At 47.0% G+C, this 22,707-nt stretch carries 14 protein-coding genes; 10 read left to right on the plus strand and 4 right to left on the minus strand.

The features are described from left to right. The first annotated feature begins 500 nt into the window (after positions 1-500). On the plus strand, positions 501-986 hold the full coding sequence (gene tsaE / locus HYU97_07810; protein MBI2336649.1) for a tRNA (adenosine(37)-N6)-threonylcarbamoyltransferase complex ATPase subunit type 1 TsaE: 486 nt from the start codon (positions 501-503) through the stop codon (positions 984-986). Here tsaE and HYU97_07815 read toward each other — a convergent pair. After that, a complete protein-coding gene (locus HYU97_07815; protein ID MBI2336650.1) occupies positions 937-1,584 on the minus strand; it encodes a hypothetical protein in 648 nt (215 codons plus the stop codon). The genes tsaE and HYU97_07815 overlap by 50 nt on opposite strands. 210 nt (positions 1,585-1,794) lie before the next feature. Here HYU97_07815 and HYU97_07820 point away from each other — a divergent pair, with 210 nt between their 5' ends. Beyond that, a complete protein-coding gene (locus HYU97_07820) occupies positions 1,795-2,676 on the plus strand; it encodes an RNA polymerase factor sigma-32 (GenBank protein ID MBI2336651.1) in 882 nt (293 codons plus the stop codon). Further along, entirely contained in the window at positions 2,673-5,117 is a 2,445-nt protein-coding gene (locus HYU97_07825) for an MMPL family transporter (GenBank protein ID MBI2336652.1), read from the plus strand. The genes HYU97_07820 and HYU97_07825 overlap by 4 nt, the downstream gene beginning before the upstream one ends. A gap of 68 nt (positions 5,118-5,185) precedes the next feature. Here the strand turns inward: HYU97_07825 and HYU97_07830 are convergent, their stop codons facing one another. Continuing rightward, on the minus strand, positions 5,186-8,281 hold the full coding sequence (locus HYU97_07830) for an efflux RND transporter permease subunit (GenBank protein MBI2336653.1): 3,096 nt from the start codon (positions 8,279-8,281) through the stop codon (positions 5,186-5,188). Positions 8,282-8,446: 165 nt separating this feature from the next. Beyond that, positions 8,447-9,706: a TolC family protein gene (locus tag HYU97_07835; protein ID MBI2336654.1), complete on the minus strand. Its 1,260-nt coding sequence runs from the start codon at positions 9,704-9,706 to the stop codon at positions 8,447-8,449. Positions 9,707-10,159: 453 nt separating this feature from the next. On the opposite strand from HYU97_07835, the gene HYU97_07840 reads away from it, so the two are divergent. The 6 genes from HYU97_07840 (at position 10,160) to HYU97_07865 (ending at position 14,056) form a co-directional block, all read left to right on the plus strand. Beyond that, positions 10,160-10,531, plus strand: a complete 372-nt coding sequence (locus tag HYU97_07840) for a hypothetical protein (protein ID MBI2336655.1) — start codon at positions 10,160-10,162, stop codon at positions 10,529-10,531. Between the two features lie 203 nt (positions 10,532-10,734). Beyond that, positions 10,735-12,720, plus strand: a complete 1,986-nt coding sequence (gene shc, locus HYU97_07845) for a squalene--hopene cyclase (protein ID MBI2336656.1) — start codon at positions 10,735-10,737, stop codon at positions 12,718-12,720. 126 nt (positions 12,721-12,846) lie between these two features. After that, positions 12,847-13,068, plus strand: coding sequence for a ribbon-helix-helix protein, CopG family (locus tag HYU97_07850; GenBank protein MBI2336657.1), 222 nt, complete (start codon positions 12,847-12,849; stop codon positions 13,066-13,068). Continuing rightward, on the plus strand, positions 13,055-13,438 hold the full coding sequence (locus tag HYU97_07855; GenBank protein ID MBI2336658.1) for a type II toxin-antitoxin system VapC family toxin: 384 nt from the start codon (positions 13,055-13,057) through the stop codon (positions 13,436-13,438). The genes HYU97_07850 and HYU97_07855 overlap by 14 nt, the downstream gene beginning before the upstream one ends. A 146-nt stretch (positions 13,439-13,584) precedes the next feature. Beyond that, entirely contained in the window at positions 13,585-13,818 is a 234-nt protein-coding gene (locus HYU97_07860; GenBank protein MBI2336659.1) for a type II toxin-antitoxin system HicB family antitoxin, read from the plus strand. Continuing rightward, entirely contained in the window at positions 13,808-14,056 is a 249-nt protein-coding gene (locus tag HYU97_07865) for a type II toxin-antitoxin system HicA family toxin (protein ID MBI2336660.1), read from the plus strand. The genes HYU97_07860 and HYU97_07865 overlap by 11 nt, the downstream gene beginning before the upstream one ends. Positions 14,057-14,097: 41 nt before the next feature. On the opposite strand, the gene HYU97_07870 is transcribed toward HYU97_07865, so the two are convergent. After that, a complete protein-coding gene (locus HYU97_07870; GenBank protein ID MBI2336661.1) occupies positions 14,098-15,744 on the minus strand; it encodes a hypothetical protein in 1,647 nt (548 codons plus the stop codon). Between the two features lie 469 nt (positions 15,745-16,213). On the opposite strand from HYU97_07870, the gene HYU97_07875 reads away from it, so the two are divergent. After that, on the plus strand, positions 16,214-22,468 hold the full coding sequence (locus HYU97_07875; GenBank protein MBI2336662.1) for an AAA family ATPase: 6,255 nt from the start codon (positions 16,214-16,216) through the stop codon (positions 22,466-22,468). The last annotated feature ends 239 nt before the right edge of the window (positions 22,469-22,707 follow it).

Here is a 22,707-nt window from a genome sequence, read left to right on the forward strand (position 1 = left end):
TCCTCTAATTCAAAAAAATAATAGGATTTTTTGAACCTCCTACGGCTTCACTCCTGTGCTAAAAGTTCTCAAATTACCCTCTAGCCCCCTTCAATAAAACTTTTTATATCTCTCAAATATTTGCAGAGAAGTCTTTTCGAAGCGGGGATAGGCAAATAGAGAGCCTTTTAGCGCAGGAGGGCGGACGTAGGAGGGTTAAAAAATTTTATTGTTTTTTTGAATTAGAGGATGACGAAGGAATACTCTAATTCAACCAAAAACAAAAAATTTTTTAGCCCGACTAGGCCGACCGGGCGCGGGCTCTCAATTTGCCTATCCCCGCTTCGAAAAGACGTGGAGAGAATTGCAGATGAATTGAAGAATAAAATTGAAGATTGCCACGGCATCATGGATCCCTGCCGGAGTTTACCCCTGCGCAGGCAGGGGCAGGGATGACATTGCTCGCAATGACATATCGAGCTGGACTCTGAATGACATTAGAGGTAAATTCTCACCCCCCTATGGCACCTTTAAATGATCAATTATGCCCTGATGCCAATGCTATGATTGAGCTGGGGCGGGCGTGGGCTAAAAAGATGTGGGGAGGGGAGAGGATTGGGTTGGTGGGGGCGTTGGGGGCTGGGAAAACGACTTTTGCGAAGGGGTTTATTGCGGAGTTGACTGGGTTGCACCCGGATGAAATTCAGTCACCGACTTTTACGTTGGTGCAGAGTTATGCAACGAGGAGAGATTGCTTCACCATCATGGGTCCCTGCCTCCGCAGGGATGACACGGGGCGCAATGACATCTATCACTTAGATTTGTATCGTTTAAATTCGTTGGTTGAATTTGAAAATTTGGGGCTCGATGAGTTTTTTACCCCATCCAATATTATACTTATTGAATGGGCCGATAAATTTTTGGAAGTGCAAAAACTATGCACCCAAATTTTTAAATTTAAAAGGGGGCTTGGCTCAACAGTTCACTTTGCCACGTCTCACGAATGATGCCCAATTGATTATATATGGATAAAAAGGTAGCACCGCTTGGAATATCCTTATATAAAGCATCGACCAAAGCGGTATTGAGCCCTAAATTGGTTTTTCTCACTTCATCTTTTATCCAACCTACATTGCGAGTGATCAGATCAAGGCTGCCTGGTTTTTCTTCGCGCCTAAATGACTGCACTTCGGAGGCTATACATTCTGCACCTTCCAAATGAATCCCTAATACAAATAAACTGGAAGCTTGAGTGCTCATGCTGGCCCAGGCCGCTTGTTCAGCCACAATAATATCCATCAAGCGTTGCCGAATTTCTTTAAAAGTTAATCGACCAAGGTCGGATTTAAGCTGGGCAAGCCCATTGGCCGGGTTACCCATGGCCCTAGCGGTATCAAGACTCCAGGTAACATTGCGTTTGATTAAATCAAAAGCCCCTGGTTTGTCTTTGATAGGAAAATTTTCAAATAAAGTGGCAATGCATTCGGCCCCACCAATCTGCACTCCTAACACAAAAAGATTTCTTTTGAGTTCATCGGCTTGACTCAACTTTGGCAAAAATAAAATAAGTGAATAACACAGGAGGGTGAAAAACTTTGTTTTCATGATTATACTCCTTCGTTACCTTGAAAAGTAATTATAAAGACCCGTAAACACCTTGTAAAGGAAAGGATTTTTCTATTGTTTAATCAAGGGGCATCGATTAGTGAAGCTGGCAGAGAGATTGCCACGCTTGCTATCATGGATCCCGGGTCCCCGGATCGGGGTCCGGGGCAGGCAAGCCCGGGATGACGTAATTTGCAATGACAGAGGAATATGACTAAAGCGAAAAAAAATAGTTTGGTTAAATTTAGGCCTACGGTTTTGGTACCGGAGGACCCGCTTAGAAAATATATTCAAGAGGTGAATAAATACCCTATCTTGAGTCGGGAAGAGGAGTGTGAATTGGCACAGCGTTTTCAAGAAAAGCAAGATAAAGAGGCTGTCAAACGCTTAGTGACGGCCCATTTGCGCTTGGTGGTGAAAATTGCCATGGAGTATCGCACGGCCTATGGCAATGTGCTCGATCTTATTCAAGAAGGTAATATTGGGTTATTGCGTTCGATTAAGACCTTTGATTTAGCCAAGGGCACTAGGCTTGCATCGTATGCCAGTTGGTGGATCCGTTCTTATATTTTAAAATATATTTTGGATAATTTCCGACTCATCAAGATTGGCACCACCCAAGCCCAGCGCAATCTTTTTTTTAATTTGATGAAAGAAAAGAAACGTATTGAGGCCATGGGCTTTAAAGCCGATTCTGGATTGATTGCCAAAAGGCTCAATGTAAAAAAGAGTGAAGTAGAGGAAATGGATCAGCGCTTGACGGAAGGAGAGGTGTCTTTAGATACCCCGCTGGGGGACAGTAACCAATCTTATGCGGATCTCTTACAAGACCCGGCACTTCCCATTGACGAGAAGCTCGATCAAGTCAACTTGCATGACTTTTTACTAGAAAAAATGTCGGACTTTGCTAAAACTTTACCACCGCGGGAATTAAAAATTTTTCAAGAACGCTTAGTCTCTGAAGTGCCCTTAACCTTACAACAGATAGCTGATGAATACGGCATTAGCCGAGAGCGAGCCCGGCAAATTGAAGAAAAGATTAAAATGCGCCTCAAACAATTCTTTGAAGAAGCAGGGCTTAAACACCCATGATTAAAAAATGGGCCCATTTATCTTACCGCTACGCTTGGTTGATCGCCTTACTTTCGATTATTTCGTTAGGGTTTTCGATCCGGCTAGCCTCACACTTGAAACTGCGCAGTGACTTTGCCGAATTGCTGCCCGACCATTATCGCAGTGTTAAAGATCTAAACATAACTCAAGAAAGGGTAGGGGGCTTATCGAATCTACTCATTGGGATTGAAAGCCCTGATTTTGCGGCGGGCAAACAATTTGTCGAAGACTTGGTTAAAAAATTAGAGACGGATCTTCCACCCCAAACCTTGCAAAGTATTGATTATAACGTTGCCGACATCAAAGCTTTTTTTGAAAAAAACAAATTTTTATATATTGAAACCCCCGACTTAGAAGAAATTTACCAACGTTTAGATCGCTCTATTAAACATGAAAAATTAAAAAAAACCGGGTTATTGATTGATTTTGCAGATGAAGATCCCAAATTTAATACCAAAGATATTGAAGAAAAATATAAAAGTGAATCGGCCTATGGCCATTATCAAGAAGGCTATTTTACCACCGAAGATGGCAAATTATTTGCGATTGTCTTACGGCCCTATGCCAGCTCGACCAGCGTTAGTGATGCCCGCAAACTCATTGCAGACACTGAAAAAATTATTCAGTCGTTAAATCCATCTCATTACCATCCCCAACTCAAAGTGGGTCTGGCCGGTAAACTTAAAAACTTTGTGCGGGAATATGATGCTTTAGTGAACGATATTTTCTCGACCTTGTTTTTAGTTTTGGCCGGTGTTGCTCTGGCAGTTTATTTTTATTTTCGTAAATTACGTTCGGTGGGATTGATGACCTTGCCGGTGGTGATTGGTTGTAGCTGGACTTTTGCCCTCACTTATTATCAAATTGGTTATCTCACCAGCCAAACGGCCTTTTTAGGTTCGATCATCATTGGTAATGGCATTAACTATGGGTTAATTGTACTGGCCCGTTATTTTGAAGAACGCAAAGCAGGGCAAGGGGTAGAATTAAGTCTAACCAAAACCCTCGAAACCACCTGGATTGCAACGCTCGCTTCGGCCATTACGACTTCAGTCGGCTTTGGCACGCTGATCTTAACTAAAGTAAAGGGGTTTTCACATTTTGGTTTTATTGGCGGGGTAGGCCTATTCTTTTGTTGGGTTGCAACCTATTTCTCATTACCTGCCTATATTGCGATAAGCGAAAAAATTTGGCCCTTGAGTCAAAAAGCCCTGAAAGGTTATCGGCAAGGGCTTTTTACAAAATATCTTGCCCAATGGACAAGTAGACGACCTGGCACCTTGCTTAAAATAGCGGGAGCGACTGGCTTATTAAGTGTGCTGGCATTATTTTTGTATATTCCAAATTCTTTAGAGTATGATTTTAATAAACTCAAATTTGCCCCCCCTAAGGTTACCGACCCCTGGGAGCGAGGGCTGCATGATCGCCTCACCGCTATCTTCCCGGTTTCATTATCCCCGGTAGTTATTTTGGTAAATATCACCGACCAGGCCAAAGAAGTGTGTGAAGTTATTTTAAATAGAAAAAAGATTCTGCGGGATCAATCTAAAGTTGATACTTGCAAATCTCTGTATTCTTACATTCCTGAACAACAAACTGAAAAATTAGAGATCTTGGCCAAAATTCGCGGGCTGCTTTCGGGTAGCACCTGGGAATTTATGAACGATTCAGAAAAAGAAAAGGCCCAAGAATTTTTAGAAACTAAAGATTTAAAAACTGTTGATTTAAATGATTTACCAGGCCGAGTAGTGGATCGCTTTAAAGAAAAAGATGGGGCCCAAGGCAAGATTGTGTTTGTTTATTCTAAAAAAGATGCCGAGCTATGGAATGGGCGAAACTTGATTCAGTTTGCCAATGAAATTCGTAAAAACGAACTCAAAGATGGAACTGTGATTTATGGCAGCGGACAGGCGGTAATTTTTTCTGATTTATTGGGCGCCGTGGCCCATGATGGCCCCTTGGCGGTTGTGATTAGCTTTGTGGCCATTATGCTCGTAGTGTTAGTCTCGTTTTGGAATATCCGCCAATCTTGGCTGGTGCTCATTGCCTTTACCCTAGGAATTTTTTGGCAAGTTTTATGGATTTATTTGTTCAACATTAAACTTAATTTTTTAAATTTCATCGCTCTACCAACAACCTACGGCATTGGGGTAGATTACGCCGTTAACATTGTGGGGCGCTATAAGCATGAGGGTAGGGGGGGCATTCAAAAAACGGTGACGACCACGGGAGGTGCGGTTATTCTTTGTTCGATCACCACCATTATTGGTTATCTTTCACTCATCATCTCCAATAGCCAAGCCCTGGTTTCTTTTGGCCACATCGCACTTATCGGAGAATTCACCTGCCTAATCAGCGCGCTGATCATCCTCCCCGCCTACATCCTACGCAGAGAAACCCAAGGCAAGAGACTTTATTAACCCATTCATTTGCAAATCGAGTCACATCTTTTTAGGTGCGGGGATTTGCAGATGAATTGGAAGATTCTTCACCCTGCTGGGTTCAGAATGACATTTGTAGGTTTTTCAAATCTTGCTAGTACCATGTAGAAGCAGGGGATGACGAAGAGGGTGAGTAGGGTTGAGACTAACATTCCACCGATGATCACGATCGACATGGGTACCCGCACTTCTGAGCCTGGCCCAAGGCCTAGGGCAGTGGGGATGGCTGCGGCGATGATGGTTAAGCTGGTCATTAAGATGGGGCGCAAGCGAGTGGGGCAGGCTGCAAGTAAGGCTGGTTTTAAGGCAACGCCGGTTCTTCGTTTTTGATTGGTGAAATCGACTAATAAAATAGAATTTTTCTTGGCGATGCCCATGAGCAAGAGCAAACCAATAAAACTATAAATGTTAATCGATTGTTGAAAGACCCACAAAAATAATAAGGCCCCCGTAACGCTAAAGGGCAAGGCCAACAAAACCGTAACGGGATGAATGTAACTATTATATTGGCTGGCCAAAATCATGTAAGCTACTATGATACCCAAAATCATGGCTAAACCTAAACCGCTAAAGGCTTCTTTAAAAGTCTCGGAGGCCCCACCCAAAACGATGCGATAACCAGCGGGTAATAAAGTTTGTGCCATTTGAGTTACATGATTCACCGCATCTTGTTGTGCATAGCCTTTGCCAATGCCAGAAGAAATATTGATGGCCCGTTCACGATTCACCCGGGTAATCACTTGGAGGGTTTGCCGTTCTTCGATCATCACCAGTTGGGCCAGGGGAACCAACTCGCCTTGGTTATTACGCACCAGGAGTTTTTTAATGTCGCCCACTTGGCTACGATATTCGCGAGTAAGCCGAAGGCGAATATCATCTCGTTTGCCAGCTTCGGTCATTTTACCTTCGCGCCGCCCCCCAATCATGGCGTTGATAACAATCGCAATATCTTCGATGCTCACGCCACGGTTCAAGGCCTCTTGCCTAAGCGGGGTAATTAAAATTTCTTTTTGACCAAAGCGATAGTCGCTATCAACATCTTTAAAATAAGGGTCTTGCTTCATTTGCTCCATGAGTTTTTCAGCATGGAGAACGAGTTCTTTGTGATCAGGGCCACGCAATGAAAACTCGATGGGTTGGCCACGTTTGCTCGTAAAACCACGTAGCGACATATCCATGGGAAAGGCCCTTACGTCTTTGAGGTTAAAAAGTTGGTTCCGTAATTTATCCATGATTTGGTCTTGGCGCAGGGCCCGGCCAAGACTGGCATCAATAGGGCGCTCTTTCGGTGTTTTGAGGGTTACAAAAACCATGGCCTTATCGACCTCGCCGCCGCCAAAGCCACCTACGGCTAAAAAAAAGCGTTGCACATTAGGATTTTGAGCCAAAAGAGTTTCGATTTCTCGCATTTTTTGATCGCTAAATTCAAGGGATGACCCAACCGGCATTTGGGCTTGAATCAAAAAACCGTTTTGATCTTGAGCGGGCACTAATTCTTTTTTAATTTTGGGAAGGATACCAAGCGAGCTAACAAAAATTAAAAGGCTTAACGTAATCACCCGCCAACGGTAGTTTAAACAAAATTCTAAGGCTGAGGCATAAAATTGTTTTAAACCCGCAAAGGCACGATCCACCAATCTTGCCCACGCATTGGGTTGGGTGTGAATATAAAGCAGGCGCGAACTACGCATGGGGGTAAAACTCAAAGCTTCGATTAAAGACAAAACAACGGTGATGCTCATCACCATACCAAATTGATAAAAAAACTCTCCAATCACACCTTTGATAAAAACCACGGGGATAAAAATAGCGATGACGGCAAAGGTGGTGGCCATTGCAGCACCCGTAATTTCTTTGGCGCCAATACTGGCAGCCACCATGGGGGGCTGCTTTAATTCTTGGTGGCGCACAATATTTTCTAACACCATGATGGCATCATCCACCACAATCCCTATGGCCAGGGTTAAACCCAGAAAAGTAAAATTGTTAAAGGTGAACCCAAAGCGGTCCATGAAGAAAAAGGCGCCAATAATTGAAGTAGGGATGGCCAATAAAATATTAAAGGTACTTTTAAAAGAGGCTAGGAATAGCAAACAAACAATGGCAGTGAGAATGGCCGATAAGGTTAGTTCAAAACGCATCTCGCCAATGGAATCGCGAATAAATTGGGTGCTATCGAAATTGACTCGCAAAACATATTCAGAGGGAAGAGTTTTTTGAATTTCTTCAACCCGTTTTTTAACCCCATCGCCCACCGCCACCGTATTATAGCCACGCTGTTTTTTTATACCTAAACCCACCGCGGTTTTGCCACTGGCCCTGCTGATGCGACGAAGCTCGTCGAGGCCTAACTCGATGGTGGCCACTTCTTTTAAGGGAATGGGTTTAAAAATAGGCTTGCCCCCGCGTTTGGTAATCAGGATATTGCCAAATTCTTCGGGGGTGGCCTCACCCATAAAACGCAAATTATATTCGTATTGCGGGGTTTCAATGCGGCCTAAAGGTATTTCAACATGTTCGCGGGCAATGGCATCGAGCACATCTTGGGCGGTTAATTCATACTGTTGTAATTTGTCGGGGTGGAGCCAAAGCCGCAAATTAGGGTCAACATAGCCACTCACCATCACTTCGCCCACGCCATCGACGGTTTGCAAACGATCTTTAATTTGATTGCGTGCAAAAGTGATGATTTCGCGCAAAGGTTTATCGGCAGAAAGAGAGATCCACAAAATAGGATTATCTTCGGGGTTGGTTTTGCGCACCACCAAGGGTTCTAAATCATTGGGCAGGCGGGATTGAATTTGGGCAATTTTATTTTGCACATCTTGCATGGCCTGATTGATGTCGCGTTCTAAATTGAAATCGATGGTAATGCTGGCGCCTTCTTGACGCACCGACGAGGCGATTTGACGAATGCCTTCAACCGTCATGAGGGCATCTTCGATCACATCGACCACATCACTTTCCATAACCTCAGGGGCTGCCCCGCGGTAAGTGGCTGAAACCGTAACCACGGGGAAATCCACATCGGGCATTTCGCCAATACCTAAATCTTTTAGTGAAAGCACACCAAAGAGAATGATCGCCGCAATAAGCATCCACGCCATGACCGGTTTTTTGATGAAGATATCAGAAATATTCATGGGAAAACCTCAAATAGTCTGAGACCTCTAAAAAGGGCCCAGATGCAAGGCGCCCGCAAAGACGCGACCGGAGCGTATATGGAAATATGTGAGGATCGCGGCTTTGTGGGTGATCCTTCGCTTGCGCTCTGGACAGGCTCCGCAGATGGGTCGTTTTTAGAGGTCTCATTCAAAAACTCCCACGTGAAGTTTGAGTAGGGTATACGCCTGCCAGGCTTGAATTTCAGCCTGATCCCGCTGCCAACTGGCATCGAGCCACTGTTTTTGGGCCTGTAAAATCTCAAGCTGCGTGGCTTGCCCTAAACGAACATCGGCCTTAAGCAAATCGTAGGTTTTTTTGGCCAGATAAACCGCCTGTTGATATTTCTTAAGCTGGTTAAGGGTTCCCATTAATTGAGTGTAAGCTTGCCTAATATCATTTTGCGCTGAACGCTCTTGTTGTTGTTTGCGTAACTGTTCTTGCAAATTTTTAGATTTGGCCTCTTTGAGTTTGCCAAAATTGTCTAACTTTAAAAGGGGAATTTTGGCATTGAGGGTAACATCCCAATCAATGTTACTTAAAAAACCTACGCGATAAGGATAATAGTTGGCCTCTAAATCAACTTTGGGAAAAAATTCGCCCTTAGCCATCTTTACAGCGCTTTCAGCCATTTTGGCGCGAAGGGCAGCGGCTTGAACATCGCTGCGATTGGCAGATAAATGTAGATATTCTGCTAAAGGTTTTATTTTTTCTTGGAGCGGGCTTTGAATTAAAATTTTGGGTTGAGGATTAAGCCCTGTTAAATAGCCCAAGACTTCGTAAGCAACATTCCGTTCACTTTTCAGTTTGCTAAGATCTGCCTCCAGCAGGGCAACGGTTGCTTGTTGGCGGACCATTTCAGCATCGCGAACCTTACCTAAATTTTTCCATTCAATAAGTTCAGCTAATTGCTCACGCAACACCGACAATATGTGGCCGGTGGTGGTGATATTACGTTCTAAAAAAACTACCCGGTAATAACTTTCGGCCACATTGATAAACAAGGCCCGTTCGGCCTCTTTTTTAAGCCAAGTTTTTTCTCGCTTCTCGTATTTTAATTTTTTGATGGCATAAAATTCAATAAGCCCATGAAAGATGGGTTGGGTGAGGGTGAGACTTAATTCGGGCCGAAATTGCCGGGTAAAAGTTTCTAACTCGCCACTATGCGAGGCCTTTTCTTGAATTGTTTCCGTAAATTTAAAACTTATTTGGGGAGTAATGGCCCCCACGGTTTGGGTTAAACGGGCCTGAACTTGTTTAATATCTTCGACGGCAAGGGGAATGGATTCATGAAAATTTTTGGCAAGTTCAAAGCATTCGGCCAAATTTAAAGGCCTGTTTTCGGCCCACAGGGGGCTGCTTATGAGAAGCAAAAACAGGGCTATTAAATAATTAATCCGTTCCAAGCTCAGAACCCCAATTTAAAGAAAGCGATTTGCCATGTTATAAAGATTTTTTTAAGTAAGTAAACAGTTATGGGAATTTTAACTATCACAAAAATAGTTTAAGAAGTCGGCTTAAGGCTGGAAGGGGTTTGTCCCCTCGCTATTGCTCGGGATAAACTCCAGCTTTCACCTCTATGGCTATATAGCCGTGAAAGCTGAGACTTTGAGTGCGTCCGGCGGCCGTAACCGCCGGACGACACGGACCCCTGGAAGCCTTAAGCCGACTTCTTAAACTATTTTTAGGTGCGGCAATGTGCAGATGAATTGAAGAATAAAAAGGAAGATTGCCACGCTCGCAAACGGTGCTCGCTCGCAATGACATTTATTCTAAAACTGTCTTGCCAAGCTTGACAAAATTTGACATACGGGCCATTCCAACAACCAAAAACCATATTAATAGGGGTGTATTCAGCTATGCCTAAGGAAATTGATGAATTAACCGAGTTAGAACTCATTAAGGACCTTAAAAAGACTCTTCGTCAAGAGGGGGATATTAATATTGATCGCCTGGAATTCATTTATGAGGGGGATGAATTGGTCATTTCAGGGGCGGTTAATAGCGAAGAAGATTTAGACAACCTTAATCAAATTCTAGCCGATTACTTTGGTGAGAATGAGGGGTATCACATTGAGGCTAATGTGGTGGATCCTGATGATGTGGAATATTTGACTAAAAAGAAGGCATGGGAAGACGATGAATATAAAGAGGATGAAGAAGAAGAGCTAGAAGAATTGGAAGAAACGTCTGAAGACGATTATTTTGAAGATGATGATGATAAGTACTAAGCGGGAGGTAAACCATCATGGATCCCGGATCAAGTCCGGGATGACAAGGAGGGTACTTCCTCAAAAAATAGCCACGTATATTATGTTAAATTAAATCAGGAATCCATTCTGATGGTTCCTGATTTAATTTAACATAATATACATTATGGGTCCTCCGCCTACGCGGAGGATGACACGCGTTGATGCGTGAGGATGACTAGCTTATGCCTACCGGTGTTACGAGACTTCCCGGCACTAAACCCGCTGTTGCTACTGAACCATCGTCTTTAAATGAGGCCTTGCAAAGGGCCCAACGTCTGCTTTTAAAACATCAATTTAATGCGGGTTATTGGTGGTACACCCTAGAGGCCAACGAAACCATTGGTGCCGAATATGTCATGCTCACCCACCTCTTGGGTAAAGTCGATGCCACGATTCAATCGGGTTTGTGCCAACGCATGTTACGGGAGCAACGCAGTGACGGTTCTTGGGGCATTTATTACCTAGCCCCGGGCGACCTAAGCACCACGGTTGAATGTTACATGGCATTACGGCTGGCGGGCCTTAAGCCTGAACACGACGCCTTAAAACGGGCCCGTAAATTTATTCTTAAACACGGCGGCCTTACCAAGGTAAGGGTTTTTACCCGCATTCATTTGGCCCTATTTGATATTATCCCTTGGCAGGCCTGCCCAGCCATGCCGCCTTTTTTAATGTTGCTACCCCCTTGGTTGCCCATCAACATTTATGAATTTTCAAGCTGGGCCCGCGCCACTATTGTGCCACTTTTGGTGGTGCTTCATTATAAACCCACGAAACGCGGCGTTTTAAATATTGATGAACTTTTTGTGGAATTGCCTAGCGAACGAGATTTTCGTTTTAAAACCAAGCGAGGGCTGTTTTCTTTTGAAAATTTTACCATTCAATTAGACAAAGTTTTTAAATGGCTCGACCCCTTGGCGAAGTTTAATCCCATCAATTTTTTGGCCTTAAAAAAATGCCAAAAATATATTGAATCGCATATTGCCAAAACCGAAGATATTTTCCCTGCCCTTAATTATGCAGCGCTGTCTTTTCACGCCATGGGCTATGGCGCTGATCACCCAGTGATTCGTAAAAGTTTGAATGCGCTTAAAACCTTTCAACAAGTTTGTAAAAAAGATTTGGCCTCGGTTCCCAAGAGCCTCATCCATCACGAAGTAACGGCGCTTGCTGAATTAGAATTTATTCACCAACAATGTTGCATTAGCCCGGTGTGGGACACGCCCTGGGCGGCGCTTGCCCTGCTCGATAGCGGCGTGGCCAGCGATGCCCCGGAGATATTAAAGACAGGGCGTTATTTGCTCACCAAACAAATCACGCAGACCCGTGGCGATTGGGCCAAGAAAAACCGTTTTGCTAAACCGGGTGGCTGGGCCTTTGAATTTGAAAACGATTATTTTCCCGATGTGGATGATACGATTGCGGTGCTCACGTTATTATTTAAATGCGATTTACCCAACCGTGAATTGATGGACGGCTTTCAATGGGGGCTTAACTGGCTTAAATCGATGCAATCGGCCAATGGCGGCTGGGCGGCCTTTGATGTTAATAATTCGAAAGAATGGGTCAATCGCATCCCCTTTTCAGACCATGGTGCCTGCCTCGACCCCCCTACCCCCGACATCACCGGCAGGGCGCTGGAGCTGTTTGGCCTGTTGGGCGAAGATAAAAACACCCCATTTATTAAAAAGGCCGTGCAATTTATTTTTAACACCCAAGATAAAACCGGGGCTTGGTGGGGGCGCTGGGGCATTAACTATGTTTATGGCACATGGTGCGTGTTAACGGGATTGGCAGCTATTGGCTTCGACATGAAAGACATGCGCATTCAACAAGCGGTGCGCTGGTTAAAATCGACCCAACACGGGGATGGCGGCTGGGGCGAATCGCCGGAGGGTTATAAAAAACATCGTTACATTCCCTGGCATCGCTCCGTGCCCTCGCAAACCGCATGGGCCTTAATGGGGTTGATGGCGGCGGGCGAAGGTGATTCGAGCGAAGTTAAAGCCGGGATTGAATTTTTATTGAGGAATCAAACCGCTAGTGGCGAATGGCCCGAGCCTGAATTTACCGGCACAGGGTTCCCCGGGCATTTTTATATCCGCTACCATGGCTACCGCCATTTCTTTCCTTTAATGGCGTTGGGGAAATATCGTAAAAATACTTGACTTATATAATATATAGATATATTATATATAAAGAGGTAGAATGGATGCCGGATCAGGTCCGGCATGACGATATTGCGTCATCCCGGGCTAGGACCTGAGGATCCATATATAACAAGGTCTCAGCATATGAAAACGTTGGTCGATATTCCCCATCCTATTATTGAACAGTTGACGGAAATTTCGAGGCAAGAAAAAAAGTCGCGCTCAGAAATTATTCGGCAGGCCTTGGCTCTCTTTCTTAAAAGTACCAAGGCAAAGCAAAAACGCCCCAATCTATTTGGCATTTGGAAAAATCGCAAAACTGACAGCCTAGCCTATGAGGACAAACTGAGAAATGAATGGCGTTAAGGGATTAAAGGCTGTCTTTGATACCAATATTTTAGTGGACTACCTAAGGGGCATCTCCCCTGCCGAACAAGAACTTCAGACTCACACCGAACCTAGCATTAGCATCATCACTTGGATGGAGGTGTTGGTAGGTGCAAAAAACGAAGCAGAGACGGGTTTGTTGAAAAAGTTTTTATCGAGTTTTGAGTTATTGCCTTTGAGCCATGAAATTGCTGAAGAAGCAGTTTTGCTGCGGCGCAAATACCAAATTCGCATTCCTGATGCCATCATTTGGGCAACGGCTCGCTGTTATGGCAGCCTGTTGGTAACTCGCAATACACGAGATTTCCCTCACGACTCCCCTGAAATTCGCGTGCCATATTACTTATAAGGCGGGGCTTATTCCCCCCTACCCTCGCCGCCGGGTGTGAGTTCGGTGCGTTCGAGGAGGCCGCGGTTTTCGGCTAGTAAGCCCATAGAAACAAGCCCATAGAAACGACTTGTCTTTTCATGACAAACTCTTTATGATCAAAAGTGATGAAAAAACATACTGTTAAAGCTTATTTATATAAGGGCGAGGCACAATATGTTGCCGAATGTGTAGAGATTCCCGTTGTAACCCAAGGAAAAACCTTGGATGAAACCCTTAAAAACCTGCAGGAGGCTGTTTCTCTACACCTAGACGGAGAGGATTTAAAAGCCCTTGGTTTTATCGAAGATCCTAACATCCTTATTACAATGGAAATTGAAACCTCCCGTTATGCCGCCTAAGTTGAAGCTTCTTTCTGGTTCTGATGTTGTTGCGGTATTATCAAAATTTGGTTTTTGCCTGCATTCGCAACGCGGAAGTCACATGAAGTTGAGGCGGATAACACGGGAGAAATTAGTCCAGACATTAACCATACCTAATCATAAAGAAATCGATCGCGGTACTTTACGAGCCATCATCCGACAAGCTTCTAAGTTCGTTCTTGAGTCTGAACTACGTCCTTGCTTTTATACAGAATAGGCTTAAGCTTGCCTCAGTAAAAAAATATTATAACCTTTTAACTATTTCCCCCTACCCTCGCCACCGGGAAGGCGATCGGTGTGTTCGAGAAGGCCGCGGCTTTCGGCTAGGCTACGCAGGCTATCGAGGGTGGTGCTGGGAACACTGTGCTCACGCAGCAGCGTATCCATTCTATTAAAAAGTTCGGGGCTGGCGAAGGGATTTTCGCCAATGTGGGCGTAGACGGCTGGCCAAAGGCGCTCTGGGATACCTGCCTCTGTAAGGGCAGCAACGACTTGAGGGGGGAATGCGGCTTGGTCTGCTCGCAAAGGGGGCATGGCTCCTGGGACGAGCGTTGAAGCTGGCGCAGCACGGGCGATTGCGGGCTGGCCGGGGTCGAAGCCCCGCTCTGGGGCAGTCATTGGAAGGGGATCTTCACCAAACTCATCCATCATAGGATGTGGCGCTCTTGAGTCTACTGGGGGGCCTTGCAATTCTTGTTGCAAATATTGCAAGGCGCTTAAGCCTTCTTCGGTTGCAAAGAATGCGATAAGGTCATCGTCTTGGGCCATCGCACTTAACGTTGCTTGCCAAACTTTATCAACATTTTCAGCCCGGGTTAAATTTGGGTAGGGCAAGCCCACTTTATATTCCCAGATATCGTCTATTATATCAAATAACTCCACAAATTGGGGCAAGGCTTCTGTAGGTAAACGACGCAGCACTCCCCAATACAAAGCAGGTGGGTTGGCCGAGTATCTTTGATAATAAGCGCTGAAGCTCAATTTGCTCAAAGCCTCTAATAAAAATATAGCTCGAGCAACTTCGACTTCATGATCTGTGGCTGCATAAATCCCGTGGGTGCTGGCGATTTTGGCTAAAGCTTCTAAGGCAAGAATGTGGTCGGGATGAGCGAACAACATTTGGAAAACTTGGAGAGGCACTTGGCCATCTTCAAGTGCTAAGAGGGGCTGGCCAGCTAAATAGCCATCACCTTGAGTTATAACAATATTCAATCGGAGGGAAAGACTAAGTAACCAAGCTCGCATTGGATTAGAAAGTTCATAACCCTCTTTTAAAATATCATCGATAGCATCTTTGATCTGGCCATAAGATTCAACAGCGGCTGGGTGGTTAAGGGCTTGGTAAGCATTCTCGATTCTTTCGGTGGAGTTGGCTCTTAACACATCTAGAGGGATGGGAGATAAACCGGTTATCAAACCCACTTCAACAGCCAATGGCTGCATACCTAGTAAGGTCGCTAAGCCTTGGTAAAGGGGCTCCAACACACCATTGATTCTACCACTGGTGGGCAAGTAAATTTGGCCCGTAAAGGCAAGGCTTGCCCCTGAAGCCATGGGGGCTAAGGCATAACCCGTAAAAGAGGGATCGGCCTGGTTAGAAAATAGTACTAATTGATAACCCTCTCGCCATGGGTTACCCCCCAAACGCGCAGTTACTTGGCGGGCTAAGGCTTGGTCTTGGAAAACTAGGGCACGAATGGGTGGGGCATCGCCGACTTTAAGGTACTGAGGTCGGAAGGGATAAAGGTTTTCTTGCCCCCCTACTTCGGCAAAACTACTTTGGCCTGGGACTGCCCAGGCTAATTGAGAGACTTGAGCAAAGGGCTCGGTGCGAATGGCACCGTTAGAATCGACATAAAATTCGGGGTGATTAAAATCGGGGGAAATGGTTACTGAGGGTGGCATATGGGCTCCTTTTGTTTGTCATTGCGAGCCTCCTTCGCAAAGCCTCAGGACAGGCGCTGGGCGTGGCAATCCGACCGAAGGTCGTCCTGAGGCTTTAGCCGAAGGATCTCTTGCAAACGAGGAGATCCCTCGCAAGGTCTCGGGACGATGCTCTGCATCGGATTGCGGAGTTTATCCTGAGGCTTGCCGAAGGAGCCGGCTGGCCTCGCAATGACAGAAAACCATCGATATTGTGTGTATTTAGTTGCTAAATTTTATTAATATACGAGTAGAATTGATTATTAAATGGAATAAGATGGAAGATTGCTTCGCTATGCTCGCAATGACATTTTCTTAAAAATCTCACAACAATTGGTGGGGGTTGTCGAAAGAAACACTTAGATTAAGCGCGGCAGGGGTAATTAAACGACAAAATAAACGGAAGATTGCCACGCTCGCCCACGGGGCTCGCTCGCAATGACAGCTATAAATGGTAGAACCACCGAACAATTTAGGCAATGATGGTGCTGCAGGGGTTGGAGTTGTTGGCCCCGTATCGGCGCCCGAAAATACTCAACCTTACGTGCGCTTTCCGGTCGCACAAAAAACGTTGTATACCCTTGTGGCATTAGGACTATTTAAACCTGGTGAAGGGGTGCAGCTTTATCCTGCAACCGAAAGTGGCGAAGGGCTTTATTATTATGGATTTCCTGAATCTCAAGCACGATTACAGGCGGTCATTGCCCGGCTGCAAGAATTAAAAAAACCTGAATTTTACCATGTAGGTTCACTTCCCTCGGCAGAACCCGAAGTCGAACTCGATTATACACCATCAACCCCAGAAAAAAAACCTGAACCGCCCAAGGTTCATTTTATTCAATTGGCTGCAGGCACTCCGCCTATCATCATCGGCCCTAAATTTTTTGACAATAGCCTCGCCTATCTACAAGAACACCTCAAAGATTTATCCGTAGCGGAATGTGCGCCGCTCGCTAATGATCGCTTTGCTTACAAGCCTTTTTACATGCAGGCCAGCGCCCTTGGGCAAGCTGAAGTTCAGAATCCACCTCCTCTTAAGGCTAGAAGTTTTTGGGGTTACAATTTTCCCGTGGGGGCTATTCCTTTGCGCCACGACTCTGCCCAAGAACATTTGCAATTGGAATTAACTCAAAACCCTGAATTGACCCTCTGCCGCCGTGCGCTCACGGTAACCCTCGATGATTTTAAAAACCTCAATGGGTTTTTGCAACCCCCAGCGGGCCAACTCTATTGGGGGGCCTATGGTTATTTTGAACAGATCGATCGCTTGCACAGCAAGTGCGAAACTGTCTTTCAGAAATTTGAAAAGCTTGAACTTAGTTTGCCACGGGAGACAGCTGAACATTTGGTAACTATCGGATTACTAACCCCAGGCGATCAGATCTGTAATCATGGGCCCGACAATATTCGGGCAGGTAACAATATTTATTTGATTCGAAAAAACATTCTACCCGTGGCTCATAAACAGAAAATTTTAGAAAACTTAAAGCTTTGGATTGAGGATGGGCAGTTTCAGGATAATCAAGGCAAGCTTGTACCTGCACCCAAGCTTGACCTCCCTCCCGAGCTATTGCAGAGCATTAGAGATAAACTAGAAGATGAACTTTTAGACCCCGACGAGGCCAAGAGCCTGATGGATGAAATCAGTAAATGGATCAAAAACAACCCTTTGTCGATGGCAGGGATCTCGCTGTTGGTGATCATTATTGGGTTTTACGGCTTTCCTTGGGGATGGGAGGCCATTCGCCATCGCTTTGACCTGGATGCCCATCGACAGTTGGTGTCAGACTTGACCACTTGGAACGGCCGGGATGCTATGAACTTGGCAGATAGGGCGCGGGATGATTTAACCAAGCCGTTAGGAAAAGATCGCCCGATATTACCGGCTGTGGAGTGGCAAAATCAAACCTTGGTGCTTAAGGGTAGTGATGCCGTGCTCGACGAAACTCGCACGGCCGAAATGAGTGTAGAACAAGGGCCCTTGCGGGGGCTGGCTAGCGTGACCAAACCTGAAGGGGGTAAAGTTGTAGGCGAAATCGATGCTACACGAAGCGGCGTGGCTAAGCTGCGTGCACCGCGAGAACGGGAACGCAAGGTCACGGTGCGGCCTTTACAAGTGCGCACCATCGCCTGGGACCTAGGCGACGGCCGACGTATACAATTGGCGCTTTACACGGGGGAACAATTTCCGTCGCAGGTGTACTTGATTGATCCGAGCGGACAAGCTCGGGCATTACAGTATGATGGTGTCATTGCGAGCAATGTCATCCCCGCGAAGGCGGGGACCCATGATAAAGCGTGGCAATCTCGATCGGGGCAGTCGTCACTTGCTCAATATTCCGACGGGCGTGGGCTTCGAATTTTAATTAGCCCATCGGTGCTAGGTGGGGCCCCTACCCTTTACATCCCACCAGCCTCAGAGACCCTTGCGGTGACCAAACCCAAAGAACAAAGTTTTAAAGTAAAAACCGAAGCCGGTGGCCGTTATGAAATTCGCTTTAGCCGTGGCCCCAATGAGCATCCCACCGAATTTGAATTGTTCACCCGCACCCAAGCGCCCCAGACCTTTCGCTTAGTGGGTTTTTTGCATGGCGCCCAAGAAAGGCATTTTTGGGGGAATGTGGGCATTTATGAAAACCCGGCCGAACCCCATTCGCCACCCTTGTATTTAGCCTTTTCAAGACATGGCACCTTTGGCTTGCGCCGCGGAGCGCGCGTTTTGTTAACCGCCGATACGAAAACTTTTGATCGCGGGCGACGGTTTTTTTGGGGCCAAGCCAAGGCGCCTGATGACATGCAAGTGGGCATGGAAAATATGGTGGCATGGGAAGAAACTCGCAAGGACGGCCTGCGAGCCGCCATTGCTGCAGAACGAGACAAGCGTGAAGCTAGCCGCGATGCGCTTAGGGAAAGGGCGGCTTCTGTCATGGTGAACTCCGGGCCCCCTGTCATTGCGAGCCCAACGGGCGAAGCAATCTCACCGGTTAAACCGAGGGGATTGCCACGCCCTGGTGGGCTCGCAATGACAGAGGATGTTGGGCTCGCAATGACAGAAGCCAGTGTAGCCGACTTAGAAGCAAGACTGGCGGCGGAACAGCGGGCCACTGAAGAATTTCAAAACCAATTACGTGATCGGGTGGTAACGACACTCGAACCCATTGCCGCAAGCCTGAACACCGATGTCAACCGTTTGCGGTTGAGCCTCGAGATTGCCAATGTGCACGAAGTGACCACTCACTTGCTTTTTAGAGCCTATGCCGACCGCTTTGGGGTGGCCGAAGGGCAATCATCGGTGGTACCTGAATTAGATCAGGTGAGGCTGAGTGGAGATTTTACCGAAGACATGCTGCGAGAAATCTTGGTCGAACGACGGGCATTTTTTGAAGGGTTGATGGGGATGGATTCTCCCCTCCTCGAACGTTGTTTGGCTCAAATGCGCATTGCAGGGCTACAAGGCCAAGCCGTCAATCCTCATCAATTATTTGCCCTCGACCCAAACCCCGTCGTACGCGAAGGAGCCCCCACTTCAGGCCCGCTGGTGGTTGACGCACAAACCCGCTTTGTTGAAAGATGGGTACCCGCACATGCAAGCGCCTTGGGTACGGTTTATCGCAATCTTGCACAGCAAGAGTTAGAGCAAGCTCGTGACAGATTAACAGAAGCTGAACGACAATTAGCTGAAGCTGTAACCAAACAGGACGAACTGGATCAAACTCACAAGCAAGCACGTGCAGCCTGGGTTCGAGCCAGGAGTGCATTGGGCCATTTAGGACAAAGAAAGAAACGTGCCGGAGCAGACACAACAGAACTACCCCCTGCAGCCGTTCCCTCAGGAGGTCTAGGATTAAATGACGAAAGGGCTCGACTGCTTGGGGTCTTTGGCGCCAAACCACAAGCCGATTATCAAAAGGCTCATACAGCCTACACCCAAGCTCGCCTGGCCTATCGAGAACAAGGGCTAGTTGTAAGACAAGCCCGAACGGCACAAAAAGAGGCTGCTCTACAATTGGAAGCCGCTGAAAGAAAAGCGGCTGCCGTTCAAGCCACTGAGGCCAAGGCCGTTGCAAAATCTGCTCGTGAAATACAACTAGAGCAACTGCGCACCTTAGAGGCTACTCGCATTACTCTAGAAACCAGCACCCATGCGGCCGCTGGAAGCAGTGAACCGATTCGCCCTGAACTGTTGGTCGATGCCAGCGAACGATTGGCAACAACTGAAAGTACCGCCGATGCCGAAGAAAGACGATTTTTAGAAGGCCTCCCCTTAGGCGATGGCTTGGTGGCCTTGAGTGTGCGCAGCAAACCCGTTAATCCCAAGTATCGAGAACGTTTAGACCCAGTCAAATATCCTATGCTCACCCGCTTTGGCTACGACATGACTTATGCGGCAGCGGCAGGTGAGCTGAATGTAATCATTGGCCGTCAAGCCGAACTGGATAAAATGGATGAAGAATTGATCGACCCCGAAAAAGGCAACGTGGCACCCACCGGTGGGCAAGGGGTTGGAAAAACGGGCGTGGTAGAAGGCAAGGCAATTCAATTGGTGCACAACGATGTGCCGATACAATTGCGCGGCAAACGCCTTATACGCCTTGATATTGCTGCCATGGTGGCAGGCACCAAATACCGTGGAGAATTTGAAGAACGTTTGAAAGGGGCTATTAAAGAAGTTTTGGCTAGTGAAGGTGAAGTGGTCATCTTTATCGATGAATTGCACGTGATCGTAAAAGCGGGTGCAGCCGAGGGTGCAAGCGGTGCGGGCGATATCCTCAAAGAAGCCTTGGCACGCAGGGGTTTCCAAATGGTCGGCGCCACCACCGATGAAGAATGGGAGCGCATCATTGAAGGCACCGGTTGGCTTAGCCCCGGCGACAAGGCCTTGGGCAGGCGTTTCTTGCGAATACCTGTAAAAGAACCTAGCTTCCGTGAATCACTTGCCATGCTGCTGGGCCGCCGGCGATTTTTAGAACAACATTATAATGTTGCTATTTCGGCCGAGGCCTTAGAGGCCGCTATTTTGGGAAGCTCGGCTTATATTAAAGATCGCTTCTTGCCCGACAAGGCCTTTGACTTAGTCAAAGAAGCCAGTGCCGCAGCGGCCATTGGGGCTGACCTTAGGCCGCAAGCCATTCGAGATATCGAAGCCCGTTTTGAGATTGCCGATGCCAGCGAGCGGTCTGCCTTAGAGGCCCAACACCGAAAATTAATGGCGGAGTGGCAGCGCATGCAAAGCTTGGTGCAAAAAATTCGCTCAAGTTATGAGGCGTTGAAGCAGGCTGAAGCGGCTATGTATGATGCATTAGGCAAAGGCGATCATGCAGAAGCTGGGCAACGCGGCACGGCGGTATTGAAGGCTCGAGAAAATTTACGAACGTTACAAACAAGACTTGCTGCTATGGAAAAGACCACAGACGTGCGTTGGCCCACGGGTCGAGTGGAGGCGGCTGACGTGATTGCGGTGCTAGCAAAAAAGACGGGCAAACCGGTAAGTGAAATTGCTGATCGGATTGACTTTGAACGTGCGCCCGAATGTTCTCCGGAACGTCTGCGGGTAGAGGTGGCGCGGGTGATTAAGGAGCGAGAGAGAATTGAAGCCGAGTTGGCTAAACCTCTGTCATTGCGAGCCCAGCAGGGCGAAGCAATCCCAAGTAACCCAAGCGAGATTGCTTCGCGGACGCTCGCAATGACAGAGGGGCGCCATGACACCCTTGAGCTTGCTCAGGGTGAAACTTGGGAAAGCCGATTAGAGGCTGAACAAGAAAAATTAAAACTCGCCCAACAGCGCTTGGAATGGGAACCAAAAATTAAAAAATCTCGGATTGTGCACGCGCAATGGCAACATGGCTACTATCAATCTATGCGTCACCCCAGCGACCGAGTCCCTTGGGATAAGGCATTCGAATTGGCGATTTGGGCCGAGGCCGTTGATACGAGTGGCCTAAGTTATGAAGAATACCAACGCGGTTTCGAACAAGCCTTGGCCGCCGATCGTCAACAGGCCGAGGGTAATCGCATAGAACTCAATAAACAAATTCGAGAAGCCATGGGGGGCTTGCAACGGGCCGGCACCACTCCCCTGCCCCCGCATCAAATGACCGATCATTTGATTGTGCCTCCCCAAGGCATGAACCTTCAACAATATCGCGATGCCCTACTTGCACAACTCCAGGGGCACACCCAAAAAGTTTCGGCACTCCCCATTCGGGCGCCACTCAATGCTGCAAACTTGTTGGCCACCTTGCGGGGCTTAGCCACCGCTGGCAATGGCGAAGCGGTTTTTTGGAGCCATGTTGAGGCCATGTTGCGCGACAAACCTTTTACCACCGTAGAAGAACTTTTTACCGTGCTCCGCAACCAAGTTGGGGAACACATGGATCCGGCTTGGTTGCGGAGAGTGATCGCTGCAGTGCCAGCAGATAGCACGCCCGAAGAATTGGCCTTGGCGGGCATACGGGGGGCCATTATCATAATGCGATCAGCGGATGCCTTGCCTGATACCCAAACGTTCTTAAGCGAGCGCCGTAGCGCGGCAACTGCACCTGCGGAAGCGGCTGCGGGCAATGGTGGCAAAGGGGGGCGCACACGCAGGGTTCGCGGGGCCAGAGAGGCAACCACGGCTGCGGGTGCTGGGGCGGAGAGAATTGAAGGGGAAACACCGGGAGAGAAGGGAAAGGCCGGCGGACCTAAGATTAAGAAACTAAAATAAAATGGAAGATTCTTCGGCCTGCTGGCCTCAGAATGACATGTTATTTAGCTGAGCTCGCAAGACATGTATTTGTGGATACCACGCTTGACAACGTGCTATAAAACAATTATAAGTTAACTTATATTAGGAGTTTTTATGGGACAAGTCACCATTTACCTTGACGAAAACACTGAACAGGCAATGAGAACCGCGGCTCAATCTGCTAAGGTTTCCCAAAGCAAATGGATTGCTCAGCTTAT

Source organism: Deltaproteobacteria bacterium (assembly GCA_016183235.1).
Taxonomy (GTDB): domain Bacteria; phylum UBA10199; class UBA10199; order DSSB01; family JACPFA01; genus JACPFA01.